Consider the following 17048-nt stretch of genomic DNA (forward strand, 5'->3'; position numbering starts at 1 on the left):
ACTATGGCCAAATATATGCGGTGCTCGTTGCGAGCACTTTTACAACATCGTGGAAAAAGTATCAGTCGATTCGTGGTACTGCTTAGTGGCCTTTGCCTACTCAGTGCCTGTGGATTTCATCTACGTGATAATTACTTAATTAATAGTAAATTTCACACGTTGTATCTGGTAAGTTCTGATCCCTATAGTCCATTAACTTTGGCACTAAAAGATAAATTACGCCGCAATAATGTCACGCTGGTGGATGCGCCTTCACCGAATGTACCGGTATTTGTACTTAAATCACCAAGTACCAGTAGCCGAGTCGTTTCAGTATATTCCGATGGGACTGACGCGGAGAGCGAGCTGAGCTATACCGTAAGCGGTACAGTAACGACTGCAGATAACCAGCAATATCCAATCAGTGTTCAGCTGCACCGCGACTTTACCGATGATACCGAGCAAGCGCTGGCCAAAATGCGTGAGCAACAGTTGATCGATAAAGAACTCAGTGACATGGCTGCCGAGCAAATTATTCGCCAGTTGGCGACTATTCACTAGTTATGAAGATCTACGCTGAACAACTTGGCCGACAACTCGGCCAAGTCTTTCCTGCCTACTTGGTTTGCGGTGATGATCCTTTAATCATTCATGAAAGCTGCGAACAAATCCGAACAAGAGTGCTATCTGCCGGTAATGTTGAACGGCTTAACTTTCATTATGATGCAGAGTTTGCGTGGCATACGTTGTTTCAACAGATCCAAGAGCTCTCTTTATTTTCGCCTCTGAAGTTACTTGAAATTCACCTTGAAAAAAGTTTAGACAAAACCGCCCATGAACAATTACACACCCTAACCCAATCGCTCCACACAGATGTGTGTATATTGCTCATCACACCTCAGCTTAAAAAAACGCAACAAAAACAAAAGTGGTATCAATGGATTGAGCAAAACGGCCTGATTGTGCAAGCAATGACTCCTCAAGGTGAACAGCTTAAGCGTTGGGTCAGTCAACGCCTGCAACACTATCAGCTATCCCCCAGCGACGCATTAGCCGCTCGCCTCATCTATTACTATGAAGGCAATTTAACTGCGCTGAATCAAGTCATAGAACAGCTTCATTTGATCTATCCCGATGGTCAAACTGATTTACCAACAGTCGAGCAAACATTGACCGAATCGGGTCAGTTTAGCCAATACCAATTGGTGGATACACTCTGGGAAGGCGATTTAGCGCGCGCCCAGCAGATAGCCAAACAAATCCGTCAACAAGGCGATGAACTCACCCTATTCAATTGGCTATTAGATAAAGATTTAAAAGTCATGTTACAGCTCAAATTGGGTGCCGATGAAGGGCACCTTTGGAAGCATTATAAAATTTGGCATAAACGCCAAACTTTGCTCAAGAAAGCGACCTTGCGATTAAGTCTTGCGCAGCTTAAAGCCGCGAGAGTTCAGCTAGCAGCTTTAGATACGAGTATTAAGAGCTTGCATAGTGATGAGAGTTGGCGGGAGTTTATTCAATTAATTTTAATTTTTGCATCACCGCTATGGGGAACGTTACCGTGCTCGAACCCAAACTTTACCTAGGCGGCTCATTTGATCCCGTTCATCTAGGGCATGTTCAAAGTCTTGAACAATTACGACAGGCGCTTCGACTCTCTCATGCGTATTTATTGCCCGCTAAATGTTCACCACTGAAACAGACGACGAATGTCAGTGATCAACATCGCCTCAAGATGCTTGAGCTAGCTATTGAGGGCTCACCTCATTTGTCAATTGATGACCGCGAACTTTGGCAAAGTGGCGCATCTTTCACTTATTTAACACTCAGGGAACTCCGCCAACAATTTCCAGAAACACCGATCATTTTTGCCCTGGGGATGGACTCATTTCAATCATTGGATCGCTGGTCACACTGGCAAGCCATGACTGATCTAGCTCATTTGGCTGTTTTTGCTCGTCCTGGGTATCACCCATTACTGTCAAAACCGATCACAGATTGGCTTGCACAGCACCAAACCACACATATAGATAAGCTACATCAACAACTCGCTGGTGCTGTCTGGCTAACTGAATTAGAACCCTTTGACATGGCCTCATCATCGATTCGAACGGATCTATATGATGCACCTCAACGAGCCAAGGGCAGTTTAGCAACCGCTGTCTATGATTATATTGTGAGCCATCAGCTCTACCAAACAAGTTCGATGTGCAAAAATCATGATGGCCAATAAAGACCATGTATGCCACCAATGTTCCCCTTATTCACTGATCGGGTTCATCCTAATTGCGTTAATCACAACAGCATAGATGGATACGGGTTAACGCTTAAAGAGAAGCCATGATATACTAAGATTCGTTACATAAAACCGTGGAGTTTAACTTGGTGCAGACAACAGCACTCGTCAAATTTGTCGTCGATAAAATTGAAGATATGAAAGGGCGCGATGTCGCCGTACTAGATGTTCATCAGCAATCTACGATCACAGATCATATGGTAGTTTGCAGTGGTAATTCCAAACGTCATGTTCAATCTATCGCTCAAAATATTCTTAACGAAGCCAAACTCGCCCATCTCACTGTGATAGGTAGTGAAGGTGGTGACGCCGGAGAATGGGTTTTGGTCGATTTAGGTGACGTTGTTATCCACGTGATGCAAGATGAGTCTCGAGATTTCTACCAACTTGAAAAACTTTGGAAACCCCAAACTGAGTCTCGTGTTGGATGAAAATTCAGTTAATTGCTGTCGGCACGAAAATGCCGACATGGGTTGAACAAGGTTTTCAAGAATATGCTCGGCGATTTCCTAAAGATCTCGCCTTGGAGTTAGTTGAAATTCCCGCAGGCAAACGTGGCAAAAACGCAGATATTCGTCGTATTCTTGAGAAAGAAGGTGAACTGACACTTGCCGCTGTTGGCCGAACAAATCGCATCGTTTGCTTGGAAGTTCAAGGTAACGCATGGGATACACCAGAATTGGCAACCCAGCTGGAACGCTGGAAGATGGATGGCCGTGATGTCAGTCTGCTCATCGGCGGCCCAGAAGGGCTATCGCCTGAATGTGTCGCTGCAGCAGAGCAACATTGGTCACTGTCAAACTTGACGCTACCGCATCCACTCGTGCGCATTGTAGTCGCTGAGAGCCTCTATCGGGCATGGAGCCTCACCGCTAACCATCCATATCACCGGGAGTAACCCCCCCGTATGCTTAAAAAGCGCATTGCCCTTCGAGATCATAGTGCTGAATCCGCGTTATTTTTGCGTCGAACGCTATTTTGTCTATTTTTTGTCATTATCTTAATAGGTGCTCTCTTTGCGAATCTCTATTATTTGCAAATTGATCAGTATCAGCTCTACACAACTCGCTCTAACGATAACCGGATTAACGTGCTACCAATAGCGCCGCCGCGCGGTTTGATCTACGACCGCAACGGCTATTTGCTCGCCGAAAACCGACCTTCATTTGACTTAGAGCTGATTCCAGAGGATGTCAAAAATCTCCATCAAACTGTGCAACAGTTAACCAAGTTGCTCAATATTAGCGATGATGATATCAGTAGCTTTTATAGCGATCTCAAACATACCCGACGCTTTAAACAAGTCATACTGATGAGTGAGCTCACCGAGCAACAGGTCGCCAAATTTAGTGTCAATCAATTTAAATATCCAGGGGTCAGTATCGAATCACATCTGATTCGTTATTATCCTTATGGGAGTGCCCTAACCCATGTGGTAGGATATGTATCGCGCATTAATACTGGCGATCAGCAACGTCTTGAAGCCGAAGGGGAAACGAGTAATTATGCAGGAACTCGCAATATTGGTAAGCGGGGAATTGAAAGCTACTATGAACAATTACTGCATGGTAAAGTCGGCTATCAAGAAGTTGAAGTGAATAACCGTGGCCGGATTATCCGCACGCTCAAAGTGGTTCCCCCCATTCCAGGTAAAGATCTCTACCTCAATATTGATATCAATTTACAACTACAAGCGATGGCGCTGCTCAAAGGAAAACGCGGTGCTATCGTGCTATTAAATGCCAAAGACAGTGGTGTGCTTGTTATGGCAAGTAGTCCCAGTTACAACCCGAATGAATTTGTCAATGGAATCAGTAGTAAATCCTATGGTGCACTCTTAGCGTCAAAGAATCGCCCATTGATTAACCGTGCAACGCAAGGCACTTATCCGCCAGGTTCAACAGTAAAACCATTATTAGCCATTATGGGGTTAGAAAGTGGGAAGATCACGCCTACCGAGAAAATTTTCGACCCTGGCTGGTTTCAAATTCCTAATACTCGGCGTAAATTCCGTGATTGGAAGCGCTGGGGGCATGGTTGGGTGGATGTTCATAAAGCCATTAAAGAGAGTGTCGATACCTATTTTTATTGGTTAGCCTACAATACTGGCATCGATACCATTCACAATTACATGAGTAAATTTGGCTTTGGCCAATATACGGGTATTGATATTCACGAAGAAAGCAAAGGGAATATGCCAAGTCGTCAATGGAAACAGATGCGTTATCATCAACCTTGGTGGCAGGGTGATACTATTTCAGTGGGAATTGGCCAAGGTTATTGGACAGCAACGCCTCTGCAGTTAGGTGAAGCAATCAATATTTTGGCAAATAACGGGAAAATTATAACCCCGCGCATACTCAACAGTATCGCTGCCAATGGACAGAAGATAGTTGTACCACCCGATGTGCGCAAACCGATTGTGTTACACAATCCACAAAATTGGAAGATCGCGCAAGCAGGAATGTATGCTGTCGTCAATGAACTGCATGGCACCGCTCATCGCGCCTTTTTGGGTGCAAACTATATCGCCGCAGGTAAAACAGGGACAGCCCAGTTGGTCAGTCGGGCTGATGGGGAAGCGCTGAGAAAGGACTTAACCGAACGCAACCGAGATAATGGTATGTTTGTTGGTTATGCCCCCTACAAGCACCCACAGGTGATCGCGTCGGTTGCCTTAGAAAATGCAGGAGGCAGTTACCCAGCAATCATGTTTGCACGCCGTTTGTTTGATAGCTATTTTGCCCATGATCCGGAGCTCGTTCACCATGAGTAATGCAACGACAAAACAACGTGAATCGATTTGGTGGAAACTCCATATTGATTGGCCCCTGCTACTAGGGGTGTTAGCAACACTCACCCTTGGCATATTTATCCTCTACAGCGCCAGTGGTGAAAGCCAAGCTGTTATCACCCGTCAAGGTATTCGTATTGGGTTAGCTATTGGGGCCATGATCACTTTGGCGCAGCTCCCTCCTGATACATACCGACGTTGGGCACCGCCGCTATTTGCAGCCGGTTTTGCCTTGCTCATCGCGGTGTTAGTTATTGGTCATATCGGTAAAGGCGCACAGCGCTGGTTGGATCTAGGATTCGTTAAATTTCAACCCTCTGAAATAATGAAAATTGCAGTGCCTTTGATGGTTGCTCGCTATGTCAGTCAACATCCACTACCTGTACGTTTTAAACACCTAATGATAGGCTGGGTGATTGTGCTGGCTCCCGTCTTGTTAATTGCTAAACAACCCGACCTTGGCACCGCTTTATTGGTGGCAGTTTCCGGCATATTTGCCCTTTTTTTGGCGGGGATGAGTTGGCGGTTAGTCGCCGCGGCGATTGTGACCGCTGCGTCATTTTTACCCGTCCTTTGGTTTTTCTTGATGCATGAATATCAGCGTCAACGCGTTTTAACCTTTTTGCATCCAGAAAGCGATCCGTTAGGAACGGGTTACCATATTATTCAGTCGAAAATAGCCATTGGCTCTGGTGGATTATTCGGTAAAGGTTGGATGCATGGGACGCAAAGTCAGCTTGATTTTATCCCTGAACGGCATACCGATTTTATTTTTGCTGTCTTTTCTGAAGAGTTCGGATTGGTTGGCGTATCAATACTCCTACTTCTATATTTGTATATTATCGGACGCGGTTTATATATCGCAGTCCAAGGCCAAGACGCCTTTGAGCGATTGCTCGCCGGTAGTATTACTCTAACATTTTTTGTTTACGTCTTTGTTAATATTGGGATGGTGAGCGGTATATTACCCGTGGTTGGGGTTCCTCTACCTCTGATTAGCTACGGCGGAACATCCATCGTGACACTGCTAGCAGGTTTTGGCATGCTCATGTCAATTCAAACACATAAACGTTTTTACGCGCAATAGTCATAGGAGTGGTCATATGCCCAACGTTCGTTGGATACTCTCAGCTAGTTTGATCATGATGGCAACGCAGTGCTTTGCCGCCACGATAGATAGTCACACGGAGCAGCAGTTACAAGAGCTGAGTCAAAAATCGCACGTCCCTTATTCGGCATTGCACAAAGCCGTGGAACAGGCACAATTTCAACCCAAAGTACTAGCTGCTATCAATCGTCCTTATGAGGCCAAACCTTGGTATCAGTATCAAAAACTCTTTGTAACGCAATCTCGCATAGAGCAAGGCGTTGCCTTTTGGAAAAAATACCAACCAGCACTTGAACGTGCGCAAAAACAGTATCAGGTTCCAGCACAAGTTATCGTCGCAATCATTGGGGTTGAAACTCGCTATGGCCAACATAAAGGCCAATATTCGGTGTTAAATTCACTGTATACCCTTGGTTTTCATTACCCCAAACGCAGTCGCTTTTTTAGCCGAGAGTTTGCCTCATTTGTTCGCCTCAGCCAGCAGCAAAATTGGAACTACGGCGAGATTAAAGGCTCTTACGCAGGGGCCATGGGCTATGGTCAATTTATTCCATCAAGCTACCTGCACTATGCAGTCGATTTTGACCACGATGGACATATCGATCTGATTAATAATCCTATCGATGCGATCGGGAGCGTCGCCAATTATTTTCACCAACATCACTGGACAGAAAATGCGCCGGTGGCGATCACGCTCAATCAGGTTACAACCGCAATGGTTCAAAAAGCCAACAAAAAGCGCGAGCTTCCTTACCAGTGGCAACAATTCTCAGCAAACGAGCCCCCTAAAGCGGCGGATATTGCTGCAACCACACCAGTTAATCTGCTCGATCTGAGCACGTCGATGAGCCAAAAAGAATACTGGATCACTTTTCATAATTTTTATGTAATCACCCGTTATAATACCAGTCCGCTGTATGCAATGGCTGTCTATCAACTCAGTCAGCAGATCAAACATGCTTATCACAAGTAGATTTTGGCTAATATTTGCCACATTAATCATGTTGGCAGGTTGTTCATCGACTTCGGACCGCTATCGGATGAGTCATGATGCCTACCCATCTCATCCACCGAATATGGCAACGATTGAAAACGCCCATCCACATGTTGAGCCCCTCAGCCGCGCGGGCAATCAAGATTATTCGGTCAATGGCCAACGTTATCGTGTGTGGCGCGGGATCAAGCACTATCAACAAATTGGAATGGCATCATGGTACGGATTAAAATTCCATGGTCACCGCACCTCCAATGGCGAAATCTATGATATGTACAGTATGAGCGCCGCTAATAAACATCTGCCATTACCCAGTTATGTGCGAGTAACCAACCTTGCCAATCAAAAATCAGTTATAGTGCGCGTCAATGACCGGGGTCCATTTCATAGCAAACGGATCATTGACTTATCCTATGCAGCCGCTTATAAACTGGGTATGTTAGCTTCTGGTACGACAAAAGTGGAAGTAACACTTATCGATCCAAGTGCACCAAAAAAAGTAGCAATTGCACCGATTGATAATAAAAATTCGTTATCAATCGTGCAAACAGATAACTTTTATGTACAATTACTTGCTTTTAAGGACACTGCTACGGCAAATCAACAACAACGTCTGTTAAAACAAAAAGGTTACCCAACGGTTGTTGTTCAAGCTGATAATTGGCAAAAATTAAGGCTTGGCCCTTACTCGAGCCGAAAACTCGCTGAGCAGGCCAAAACGACGATGCGTCAGGGCCAGTATAAGGATGCCTTTATCGTTACGATAGAGCATACAAATTGATTAATCCGCATCACGTGGCTAGTGCTATTACGCCAATAACACTTTGCCAATTACTGTAACCTAATTGATTAATAAGCTAGATGATGAAAAAGAGTTTAATCACAACAGTCAAAACAACAGTCTTGGGATGTGCCTTGTCTATCGCTTCACAAAGCGTTTTTGCAACATCTTATATCGTTCCTAATCCTCCGGCGATTTCGGCAAAAGCTTATATTGTCATGGATTATAATTCTGGAAAAATCTTAGCCGAACGTGATGCGGATGAACGCCGAGCGCCAGCAAGTTTGACCAAAATGCTAACGAGTTACATTATCGGTCAAGAGATCAAAAACGGCACCATCAAGCGCAGCGATGAAGTGACCATTGGTCGTGATGCTTGGTCTGTTAATTTTCCTGGATCATCTAAGATGTTCCTGAAAATTAATACGCAAGTAACCGTTGAGCAGCTTAACCGTGGGATCATTATTGACTCAGGTAATGATGCCTGTGTGGCAATGGCTGACTACATTGCTGGCAGTAGTGATGCATTTGCCCAATTGATGAACAACTGGGCACAAAAACTGGGGATGAAGCACAGTCACTTTATGAATCCAGATGGCTTGGATCAGCCTAATCACTACGTGACCGCCCGTGATATGGCCACATTAGCCCGACGATTAATTGCTGACTTACCTCAAGAATATAAAATTTATTCTGAAAAATCATTCACTTATAATGGGATTACACAGTACAACCGTAATACCTTATTGTGGGATAAAAGTCTCAATGTCGACGGGATGAAAACAGGTCATACCGACAATGCCGGTTATAACCTTGTGACCTCCGCCACAGATAACGGCATGCGTCTGATTACGGTGGTATTAGGCACACCGACTATATATGCCCGTGAAGCAGAAAGTAAAAAACTATTAGTCTGGGGCTTTCGCTTCTTTGATACCGTCAAACCATACAAAGCTGGCGATAGCTTCGTCAAAGCTCGGATTTGGGGCGGCAACATTAACAACATCTCATTAGGTGTGGATAAAGATGTTGCAGTCACCGTGCCACGTGGCCAATCGAAAAATCTCAAAGCCAGTTATGAACTTGATAAAACCTTAAAAGCGCCTATCGCCAAAGGGGATGTGGTCGGAACATTGCATTTCAAACTCGATGGCAAAGATGTTGCACAATATAAACTAGTTGCACTTCAGGACGTTAAAAAAGGCAGTATCTTTAAACAACTGCTTGATTACATTCGTCAGCTGTTTGCTAGCTGGTTCTAATCATCCAAGACAAGACAAAATCGTTATTTCAGTTTAAAATAGCGCCTTAATACGCCGGCATACCGCCGGCGTTTCACTCAATAATACAGTCGACCCATGAATACCAAATTTGATGAATATCTTGAATTTCCATGCGCTTTTACCTTTAAAGTGATGGGCGTTGCCAACGATTCGTTGGAAGACGAAGTTCTGGAAGTCATTCAACGATTGGCACCCGGTGAATATTCCCCTTCAAGTCGTCTCAGTACGAAAGGTAATTATCGCGCATTTACATTAAGCGTTCGAGTAACCAGCAATGAACATATTGAGCAACTCTATCAGGAGCTAGGTGCCATCGACGACGTGCGCCATGTTTTGTAATGACCCGCAATAAATTAGCCATTGATATTATCCGTTGGGGATTAGTTGACTATCCGAGCATGTATCAGAAGATGCATGACTTTACTAATAATCGTGATGATGATACCCCCGACCAAATATGGTTGGTTGAACACCCAGCCATATTTACGCAGGGACAAGCCGGAAAATCAGAGCATATTTTAAGCGCTGGAACAATCCCAGTATTTCAAGCAGATCGAGGGGGGCAAGTCACCTTCCATGGCCCCGGACAAATGATAGCCTATTTGATGCTCGACTTAAGGCGACGCAAATTGGGCGTTCGTCAGTTGGTATCGATTATGGAACAAGCGGTAGTCGATACCCTCGCTTATTACCAGATCAGTGGCTATCCCAAAGCAGATGCGCCTGGTGTCTATGTGGATGGTAAAAAGATCGCGTCGTTAGGGCTTCGAGTGCGTCGTGGCTGTTCATTTCACGGCTTAGCACTGAACGTCAATATGGACCTGTCACCATTTCACCAGATTAACCCTTGTGGCTACGCTGGCTTGGAGATGACCCAAACCAAAGATTTGGCTGGCCCACAACATGTGGACGAAGCTATCAATACATTTTTACCGGTGATAACCGGATTGCTCGGTGCCCCACTGAGTGAACAAGATTTAGGAGCCGCATCATGAGCACGACGAAAAAACACTTAGAACCCGGTGTCAAACTACGTGACGCCGACAAAATGGCCTTTATTCCAGTCAAAATTCTTGCCACTGAGGATAAACCATTACGCAAACCCGATTGGATGCGAATTAAACTGCCATCAAGCTCTGCTCGAATCGACGAGATAAAAAACGCGATGCGCAAAAATAATCTGCATTCAGTGTGTGAAGAGGCTGCGTGCCCTAACTTGTCTGAATGTTTTAACCACGGTACGGCCACCTTTATGATTTTGGGTGACATCTGTACTCGCCGTTGTCCATTTTGTGATGTCGGCCATGGTAAACCACTGGCCCCCGATGCCGATGAACCTGCGAAATTAGCGCAAACTATCGCCGATATGAAATTACGCTATGTGGTTATTACCTCGGTAGATCGCGATGATTTACGTGATGGTGGGGCAAGTCATTTTGCAGAAGTAACACGATCTATCCGCGAAAAAAGCCCACAGATCAGGATTGAGACCTTAGTCCCAGATTTTCGTGGTCGAATGGAAAAAGCACTCGAAGCCATCGATCAAAATCCACCAGATGTCTTCAACCACAACCTGGAAACAGCACCTCATTTGTACAAGATGGCTCGCCCAGGTGCTGATTACGATTGGTCACTCAAATTACTCGAAGAGTTTAAAAAACGTCATCCTGACATTCCCACCAAATCCGGATTGATGATGGGCCTTGGTGAAACCAATGATGATATTCTGCAAGTAATGCGTGATCTGCGTGCCCATGGCGTCACCATGTTAACACTTGGTCAATACTTACAACCAAGTCGCCATCATCTTCCTGTTAAACGGTATGTCACACCTCAAGAATTTGAAGAGCTCAAAACACAAGCACTGGAGATGGGCTTTACCCATGCAGCTTGTGGTCCGCTGGTTCGATCATCTTACCATGCTGATCTTCAAGCTCAGGGTGTTGAAGTGAAATAATAGTCCAATGGCCTCATTCTCAGAGGCCTTATTCATTCTATGAAAGGCTTAGCGGAGCATAAGTCTTTCATATGTCTTACCGCACTTATTAATTATAAAAATAACTAAAGGATTATAGTGCGTGCGCACTCATTAAAAACAAGGAAAGAAATTCAATCATGAAGCAAACACACTCTTTTTTAGCCGCGTTACTCAATACCAGTCTAGTTGTTCAAATTGCATTAGGGATTGTTGTCGGGGCCCTGCTCGGCAGTTATTTTCCTCTCGCCGCCAACAGCTTTTCGTTATTAGGCAGCCTTTTTGTGGGGGCATTGAAAGCTGTCGCACCCATACTGGTATTCGTTTTGGTGATGTCATCAATTGCCAATCACCGTCATGGCACCCAGACACAAATTAAGCCGATTCTAATTCTCTATATTTTGGGGACTTTTGCCGCAGCACTAACCGCTGTTGTATTTAGTTTTTTGTTCCCAACACATTTGACTCTAAGCGCAAGCCAAGCCAACCTCAAACCACCTCAAGGCATTGGCGAAGTCTTACATACTTTATTGTTTAAATTGGTCGAAAACCCGATTACAGCGCTTTCTGATGCCAATTATATCGCAATTCTCGCATGGGCCATTGGTCTCGGGTTGGTTATTCGCCACGGTAAACAAACCACGCGAGATATGTTATCCGACCTCTCAGATGGCGTCTCCTCCATGGTCAAATGGATTATTCGCTTAGCGCCACTGGGGGTATTGGGTCTAGTTGCCCATACCGTCTCAGCAACGGGCTTTCATTCATTGCTCGATTACAGCCAATTATTAGGGGTTTTACTCGGTGCCATGCTCACCATTGCACTGGTCGTCAATCCGCTCATCATCTTCACTAAATTGCGCAGTAATCCTTATCCATTGGTATTTCGTTGTCTACGCGAAAGTGGAATTACCGCATTTTTTACGCGTAGTTCAGCCGCTAACATTCCAGTTAATATGGAACTTTGCCGGCAACTGAATTTGGATGAAGATACCTATTCAGTCTCCATTCCGCTAGGCGCGACCATCAATATGGCCGGAGCCGCTATTACGATTACCACCCTCTCGCTTGCCGCAGTGCACACACTTGGGATCCCCGTTGATTTTGCCACAGCGTTGTTACTTAGCATTGTAGCCACAGTCTCCGCGTGCGGGGCTTCAGGCGTTGCCGGTGGGTCGCTGTTGTTGATTCCTTTAGCGTGTAGCTTATTTGGTATATCTAACGATGTAGCCATGCAAGTTGTGTCAGTTGGCTTTATTATCGGGGTGATTCAAGACTCAGCTGAAACAGCGCTTAACAGTTCGACTGATGCGCTCTTTACCGCGGCCTGCTGCTTAGATAGTCGCCAGTCAGTGCGAGAGCAGCTTAAAGCTAGTTCAAACGCATAAAACACTCATTAAAAAAGCCATGGGAGATACCATGGCTTTTTTGTCAAACAAATGAAATCGGCCAAACTTACTGACGGATTAAATAATCACCGACACCGATCCACTTATAGCTCGTTAGCGCATCTAATCCCATCGGTCCTCGGGCATGTAGTTTCTGCGTTGACACGGCAACTTCTGCTCCTAAGCCAAACTGACCACCATCGGTAAAACGGGTGGATGCATTCACATAAACAGCCGCAGAATCGACTTCATTCACAAATTTTTCAGCATGCGCAAGACTTTCAGTTAAAATGGCATCTGAGTGGCTCGCATTATGTGCCCGCATATGTGCGAGGGCCTCATTAATATCATCGACAACTTTCACCGAAAGCGTCAATCCTAACCATTCGGTATCAAAATCTCCCGCTTGAGCGCGCTGGATATCATCGCTTTCAGGCAGACAGTCATAGGCTCTTGCTTCGGCGACCAATTTGACCTGATGCATTCGTAACACCGGCACTAGCTGCGGTAGAAAACTTGTGGCAATAGAAGCATCCACTAACAACGTGTCCAATGAGTTACAAGTCGATGGGCGAGATACTTTGGCATTGACGATCACGTCAAGTGCACGCGATAAATTGGCTGATTCATGGACATACATATGACTAATACCAAACCCACCAATAATAACCGGAATCGAGCTATGCTCTCGACACATCCGATGCAGGCTTTCACCACCTCGAGGAATAATCATATCGACATACTGCTCCAAGCGCAGTAGCTCGTTGACCCGAGCACGATCAGGGTCCTCAATATATTGAATTGCCGCTGGGGGAATCTGTGCTTTTTTCAAGGCACGCTGGATCACCTCAACTAATACCAAATTAGTGTGCAGGGTCTCTTTACCCCCGCGTAAAATCACAGCATTACCCGTTTTTAAGCAAAGACTCGCGATATCAATGGTCACATTGGGACGCGCTTCGTAGATCACACCGACAACACCAAGGGGCACTCGCCGACGACTTAAACGCATACCATTATCTAGCAGTCGACTTTCTAGTTCACTACCGACCGGATCATCAAGCTTAATCACGTGACGCACATCAGCGGAGATGGCCTGAATACGTGCCTCATTCAAGGTTAATCGGTCCAACATCGCTTCGCTCACGCCCTGCTCTCGAGCTTGAGCTAAATCCTGCTGGTTGGCTTGTAAAATCGGCGTGATAGCAGCATCTAGCTCATCAGCAAGTAATGCAAGTGCTTTATTTTTAACTTGGCTTCCCAATTTCATCAGCTCTACTGAAGCCTGTTTCGCCTGTCGTCCTAGCTGTTCTACATTCATTTCCATATATCTCCATCAGTCGCCAATTGCGTCACCACAAGATCATCGCGATGTACAGCTACAGGACCATAAGCATAACCTAAAAGGTTTTGGATCTGTTCTGAATGATGCCCTTGAATACTGCGTAAATCATCGGCTTTATAACGGCTTATCCCTCGGGCGATTAGATCACCATCTGGATTATAGAGATTGACCACCGAACCGCGAGAAAATTGTCCGCTTACGCTAACAATCCCCTTGGGGAGTAAACTTGAGCCTCTCTCAATGACAGCAGAACAAGCACCTTGATCAAGTTGCAAGTCGCCTTGCGGAGGAGGTCCGACTAAGATCCACTGTTTACGATGCTCTAATGGCGTAATTAATCCGGGGAAACGGGTTCCCACTACTTCCCCTTTCACTACTCGCTCAATCACCTGCTCAGCACGTCCAGCCGCAATAGTTACTGCAATCCCTGCACGGCGCGCAAGATCTGCCGATTGCAGTTTAGTATACATGCCACCCGTGCCTAAGCCACTGACACTGCCACCGGCTAATCGACGCAACGTATCATCAATCACTTTGACTTCACGAATCAATTGAGCATCCGGATAACGCCGCGGATCAGCGGTAAATAGGCCCGGCTGATCAGTTAATAGTAGCAATTGGTCAGCATCAACCAACATGGCCACTCGAGCCGACAAATTGTCGTTATCGCCCACTTTAATTTCACTGGTGGCAACAGCATCATTTTCATTGATAATTGGAATGATGCCATAATCGAGCACGGCATGTAGCGCATCACGAGCATTCAGATAACGTTCCCGATCTTCTAAATCAGCGCGAGTTAGCAATAACTGTCCAACATGCAGATCATACAAAGCAAATAAACTCTCCCATACTCGGATCAATTGGCTTTGCCCTACAGCGGCTAACATCTGTTTTTGGCTAATCGTCAGCGGCTTTCCTTGCATCTGTAAATGTTCACGGCCAGCGGCAATAGCACCCGAGGAGACTAAAACAATGCGATACCCTTCTTTACGAAGTCTTGCACATTGACGCACTAGTTCGATCATATGAGCGCGATCTAAACGCGTTTTTCCCCCGGTTAAGACACTTGTTCCTAACTTGACGACAATAGTCTGCTTATGCATGTTTATTTATGAGAGTTAAAGGTACAGAAGACTAGTTTAACGGATTTACAGTTGATAGTTATAGCCCTTTTTAAAGAGGACTCACTCTGGAAATATAGCTGCAAGGTGGATGGGAACACAAAATGTAAAATAAACGCATAGATGATCTGTATAAACGCCCACATCATCTATGCCGATGGTTCTGATATAGGAAAGAACGCTTACGCAGCGAGCACTTCACTAGGGGCTAAATCAGGTGAAGGCCTTATAGAAATATTGAGTTGCCCTAACTCTTCGATTAATTTGCCATAAAAATCGGTCAGCGTTTGCTGAACAGATTGCTGAAACCGCTCGGGAATAACATGCTCAAGCCATTGCCCTTGTTGGTCATAAAAACCAAAGTCATAGTTATATTCAAAGCTCAATTGCGAGGCGTCCACCACGATTAATTTCATCCACCAGCCGTAAAATTCACGCTGCTCGGGCTCAAGCTGAACATCAGCGCATTCACTGAGACAGTCAAAAAAATAGCATGTTGGATTACTTTGTGGCTTCCTTAAATAAGGCCCTATTGCATTAAAGCGATTGAGCAATCGTCCATGAGAGGGGTGATTTTCTGCCATAAATCCTTCCTTTGATAGATTGATCCAGTCGTAGCTATTTATTCATAACTCAATTGTTTTTGCAACCAGCAACCGCATTTTTCCATCACCTTCATGAGCTGATCACTCAAATCAGCCCCTTTTAGCTCAATACATTGACCATTATCTGCAACTTGCACCAGTCGTTTTATTTCATCAATATCTGCAAATAGACTCTGTTTATGGCTGATACTCAATAAGTCTCCCGGCCAACTACCACGGCGTAGTAACCCCTGAGTCTTAATGGAAAAAGGTTTCAATTGGTCACTGATATCATCCCAATGCACACTATTACTTCTTAAAAAACAAGCCAGCCCATCTCGGATCATCTGTGGCACTTGATGCTGCAGTGTGTGATCGACAAAAAAACGATCAATAACAGGCTCTAAACAGATCATCGTTCGCACTGATTGGGGATTAAGCTGAGCTAATTTCACCACCGTCGGCACACTGAAGCGATAGCCCAGCAAGGCAATTTTGTGTGTATTAATAGATGGATGCTGCTGCGCCGCTTCCAATAGTTGCTGATAAAGTGCGTGATCGTGTTGTTGCCATTTAAATGCCGATACTCCCCGCCCCCCCGCAAAGCTAATCGTTAATAACGCGATACCGGCGGGCGCTAAATAGCGTTCATATAAAGGCCACCAATCACATCCAAGTTGTGACCAGTCAGAGCATGCCACGACTAATGGCACCACCTCATTATCACGAGGAATATGCAGCCAACCTTGTGCGGTTTTACCTTCAATGGTAACGCTCAAGCATTCGAATTTGGCAATACTGGGCGAGCAGGCCATCGCTTGACGATAATAATGGTCATATAATGTATGAGCCTGCGCGACTAATGGGTCTGTTAAAAAATGAGGATACGCCGCCACATTTGCAGCCATAGCAGCAATCAACGGTCGGTCAAAACTAGCCTGCTGAACGGCATAACGCAACCACTCATAGCTCCAACACCCTAGCCGGTAACCTTGCACAGTGTCCAGTAGTTTACTTGTACGTGGTGCGTCGCTAATTGCTATTTTAGCGAGTATGTCGCTCGCATCTATCGGGTGGATCCCAAGGGCCGCCCACCAACTCCGTGAAATCAGTCGATACCACTGCTGATACTGCTTGCCTTGATGCACTAACCCATTTTGTTGCCATGGGGCGTTTTGGGCCGCTGCCGAGTTCGCTGATAAAGACGTTTCGGTCACTGCTGGCTGACGGGTAAATAATTGCTCAGAGCGAGTTGCCACAAAAAACTCCTTGATTGAAACAATCAATCTAAATTTATCGGGTAAAAACGGTTTCCCGCCTAGAGCCTAGCATACCCACCTAAAAGCAAAAAGCCATGACTGGGCAGCCATGGCTTTGTTAGCGAACAATTTAAT

Annotated in this window: 18 protein-coding genes; 14 read left to right on the plus strand and 4 right to left on the minus strand. The window is 45.3% G+C overall.

Annotated elements, in window-relative coordinates; translation table 11 throughout:
* The first annotated feature begins 3 nt into the window (after positions 1–3).
* The 14 genes from ABUE30_RS14830 (at position 4) to sstT (ending at position 12601) form a co-directional block, all read left to right on the plus strand.
* A complete protein-coding gene (locus ABUE30_RS14830) occupies positions 4–540 on the plus strand; it encodes an LPS-assembly lipoprotein LptE (RefSeq protein ID WP_408624613.1) in 537 nt (178 codons plus the stop codon).
* A gap of 2 nt (positions 541–542) precedes the next feature.
* Positions 543–1568 carry a DNA polymerase III subunit delta gene (gene holA / locus ABUE30_RS14835; protein WP_408624614.1) on the plus strand — a complete coding sequence of 342 codons (1026 nt, stop codon included), beginning with the start codon at positions 543–545 and terminating at the stop codon, positions 1566–1568.
* Positions 1544–2215, plus strand: coding sequence for a nicotinate-nucleotide adenylyltransferase (nadD, locus tag ABUE30_RS14840; protein ID WP_408624615.1), 672 nt, complete (start codon positions 1544–1546; stop codon positions 2213–2215). Before holA ends, nadD begins: the two co-directional genes overlap by 25 nt.
* Before the next feature lie 152 nt (positions 2216–2367).
* Positions 2368–2709 (plus strand): ribosome silencing factor, encoded by a 342-nt coding sequence (gene rsfS / locus ABUE30_RS14845; protein WP_408624775.1) that lies wholly within the window; start codon positions 2368–2370, stop codon positions 2707–2709.
* On the plus strand, positions 2706–3176 hold the full coding sequence (gene rlmH, locus ABUE30_RS14850; RefSeq protein WP_408624616.1) for a 23S rRNA (pseudouridine(1915)-N(3))-methyltransferase RlmH: 471 nt from the start codon (positions 2706–2708) through the stop codon (positions 3174–3176). Before rsfS ends, rlmH begins: the two co-directional genes overlap by 4 nt.
* Before the next feature lie 9 nt (positions 3177–3185).
* Positions 3186–5054, plus strand: coding sequence for a penicillin-binding protein 2 (gene mrdA / locus ABUE30_RS14855; RefSeq protein ID WP_408624617.1), 1869 nt, complete (start codon positions 3186–3188; stop codon positions 5052–5054).
* Positions 5047–6159 carry a rod shape-determining protein RodA gene (gene rodA, locus ABUE30_RS14860; protein ID WP_408624619.1) on the plus strand — a complete coding sequence of 371 codons (1113 nt, stop codon included), beginning with the start codon at positions 5047–5049 and terminating at the stop codon, positions 6157–6159. The genes mrdA and rodA overlap by 8 nt, the downstream gene beginning before the upstream one ends.
* Positions 6160–6175: 16 nt before the next feature.
* A complete protein-coding gene (mltB, locus tag ABUE30_RS14865; protein WP_408624620.1) occupies positions 6176–7153 on the plus strand; it encodes a lytic murein transglycosylase B in 978 nt (325 codons plus the stop codon).
* On the plus strand, positions 7137–7955 hold the full coding sequence (locus ABUE30_RS14870; RefSeq protein ID WP_408624621.1) for a septal ring lytic transglycosylase RlpA family protein: 819 nt from the start codon (positions 7137–7139) through the stop codon (positions 7953–7955). The genes mltB and ABUE30_RS14870 overlap by 17 nt, the downstream gene beginning before the upstream one ends.
* Positions 7956–8038: 83 nt before the next feature.
* The gene (locus ABUE30_RS14875; RefSeq protein ID WP_408624622.1) at positions 8039–9217 is read left to right on the plus strand and encodes a serine hydrolase; all 1179 of its coding nucleotides are present in this window, start codon (positions 8039–8041) and stop codon (positions 9215–9217) included.
* Positions 9218–9313: 96 nt separating this feature from the next.
* Positions 9314–9577 carry a DUF493 family protein YbeD gene (gene ybeD, locus ABUE30_RS14880; RefSeq protein ID WP_408624623.1) on the plus strand — a complete coding sequence of 88 codons (264 nt, stop codon included), beginning with the start codon at positions 9314–9316 and terminating at the stop codon, positions 9575–9577.
* Entirely contained in the window at positions 9577–10233 is a 657-nt protein-coding gene (gene lipB, locus ABUE30_RS14885; RefSeq protein WP_408624624.1) for a lipoyl(octanoyl) transferase LipB, read from the plus strand. The genes ybeD and lipB overlap by 1 nt, the downstream gene beginning before the upstream one ends.
* On the plus strand, positions 10230–11195 hold the full coding sequence (lipA, locus tag ABUE30_RS14890; RefSeq protein WP_408624625.1) for a lipoyl synthase: 966 nt from the start codon (positions 10230–10232) through the stop codon (positions 11193–11195). Before lipB ends, lipA begins: the two co-directional genes overlap by 4 nt.
* Before the next feature lie 158 nt (positions 11196–11353).
* Entirely contained in the window at positions 11354–12601 is a 1248-nt protein-coding gene (gene sstT, locus ABUE30_RS14895) for a serine/threonine transporter SstT (RefSeq protein WP_408624626.1), read from the plus strand.
* A gap of 67 nt (positions 12602–12668) precedes the next feature.
* Here the strand turns inward: sstT and ABUE30_RS14900 are convergent, their stop codons facing one another.
* The 4 genes from ABUE30_RS14900 to ABUE30_RS14915 form a co-directional block, all read right to left on the minus strand.
* Positions 12669–13922 carry a glutamate-5-semialdehyde dehydrogenase gene (locus ABUE30_RS14900; RefSeq protein ID WP_408624776.1) on the minus strand — a complete coding sequence of 418 codons (1254 nt, stop codon included), beginning with the start codon at positions 13920–13922 and terminating at the stop codon, positions 12669–12671.
* Complete coding sequence (gene proB / locus ABUE30_RS14905) at positions 13919–15052, minus strand: glutamate 5-kinase (RefSeq protein WP_408624627.1); 1134 nt, start codon at positions 15050–15052, stop codon at positions 13919–13921. Before proB ends, ABUE30_RS14900 begins: the two co-directional genes overlap by 4 nt.
* Positions 15053–15252: 200 nt before the next feature.
* Positions 15253–15654: a sigma factor-binding protein Crl gene (crl, locus tag ABUE30_RS14910; protein WP_408624629.1), complete on the minus strand. Its 402-nt coding sequence runs from the start codon at positions 15652–15654 to the stop codon at positions 15253–15255.
* Positions 15655–15692: 38 nt separating this feature from the next.
* Positions 15693–16913: an alpha/beta hydrolase gene (locus ABUE30_RS14915; RefSeq protein WP_408624630.1), complete on the minus strand. Its 1221-nt coding sequence runs from the start codon at positions 16911–16913 to the stop codon at positions 15693–15695.
* Between the last annotated feature and the right edge of the window lie 135 nt (positions 16914–17048).

This window comes from Celerinatantimonas yamalensis (assembly GCF_046054155.1).
GTDB lineage: Bacteria > Pseudomonadota > Gammaproteobacteria > Enterobacterales > Celerinatantimonadaceae > Celerinatantimonas > Celerinatantimonas yamalensis.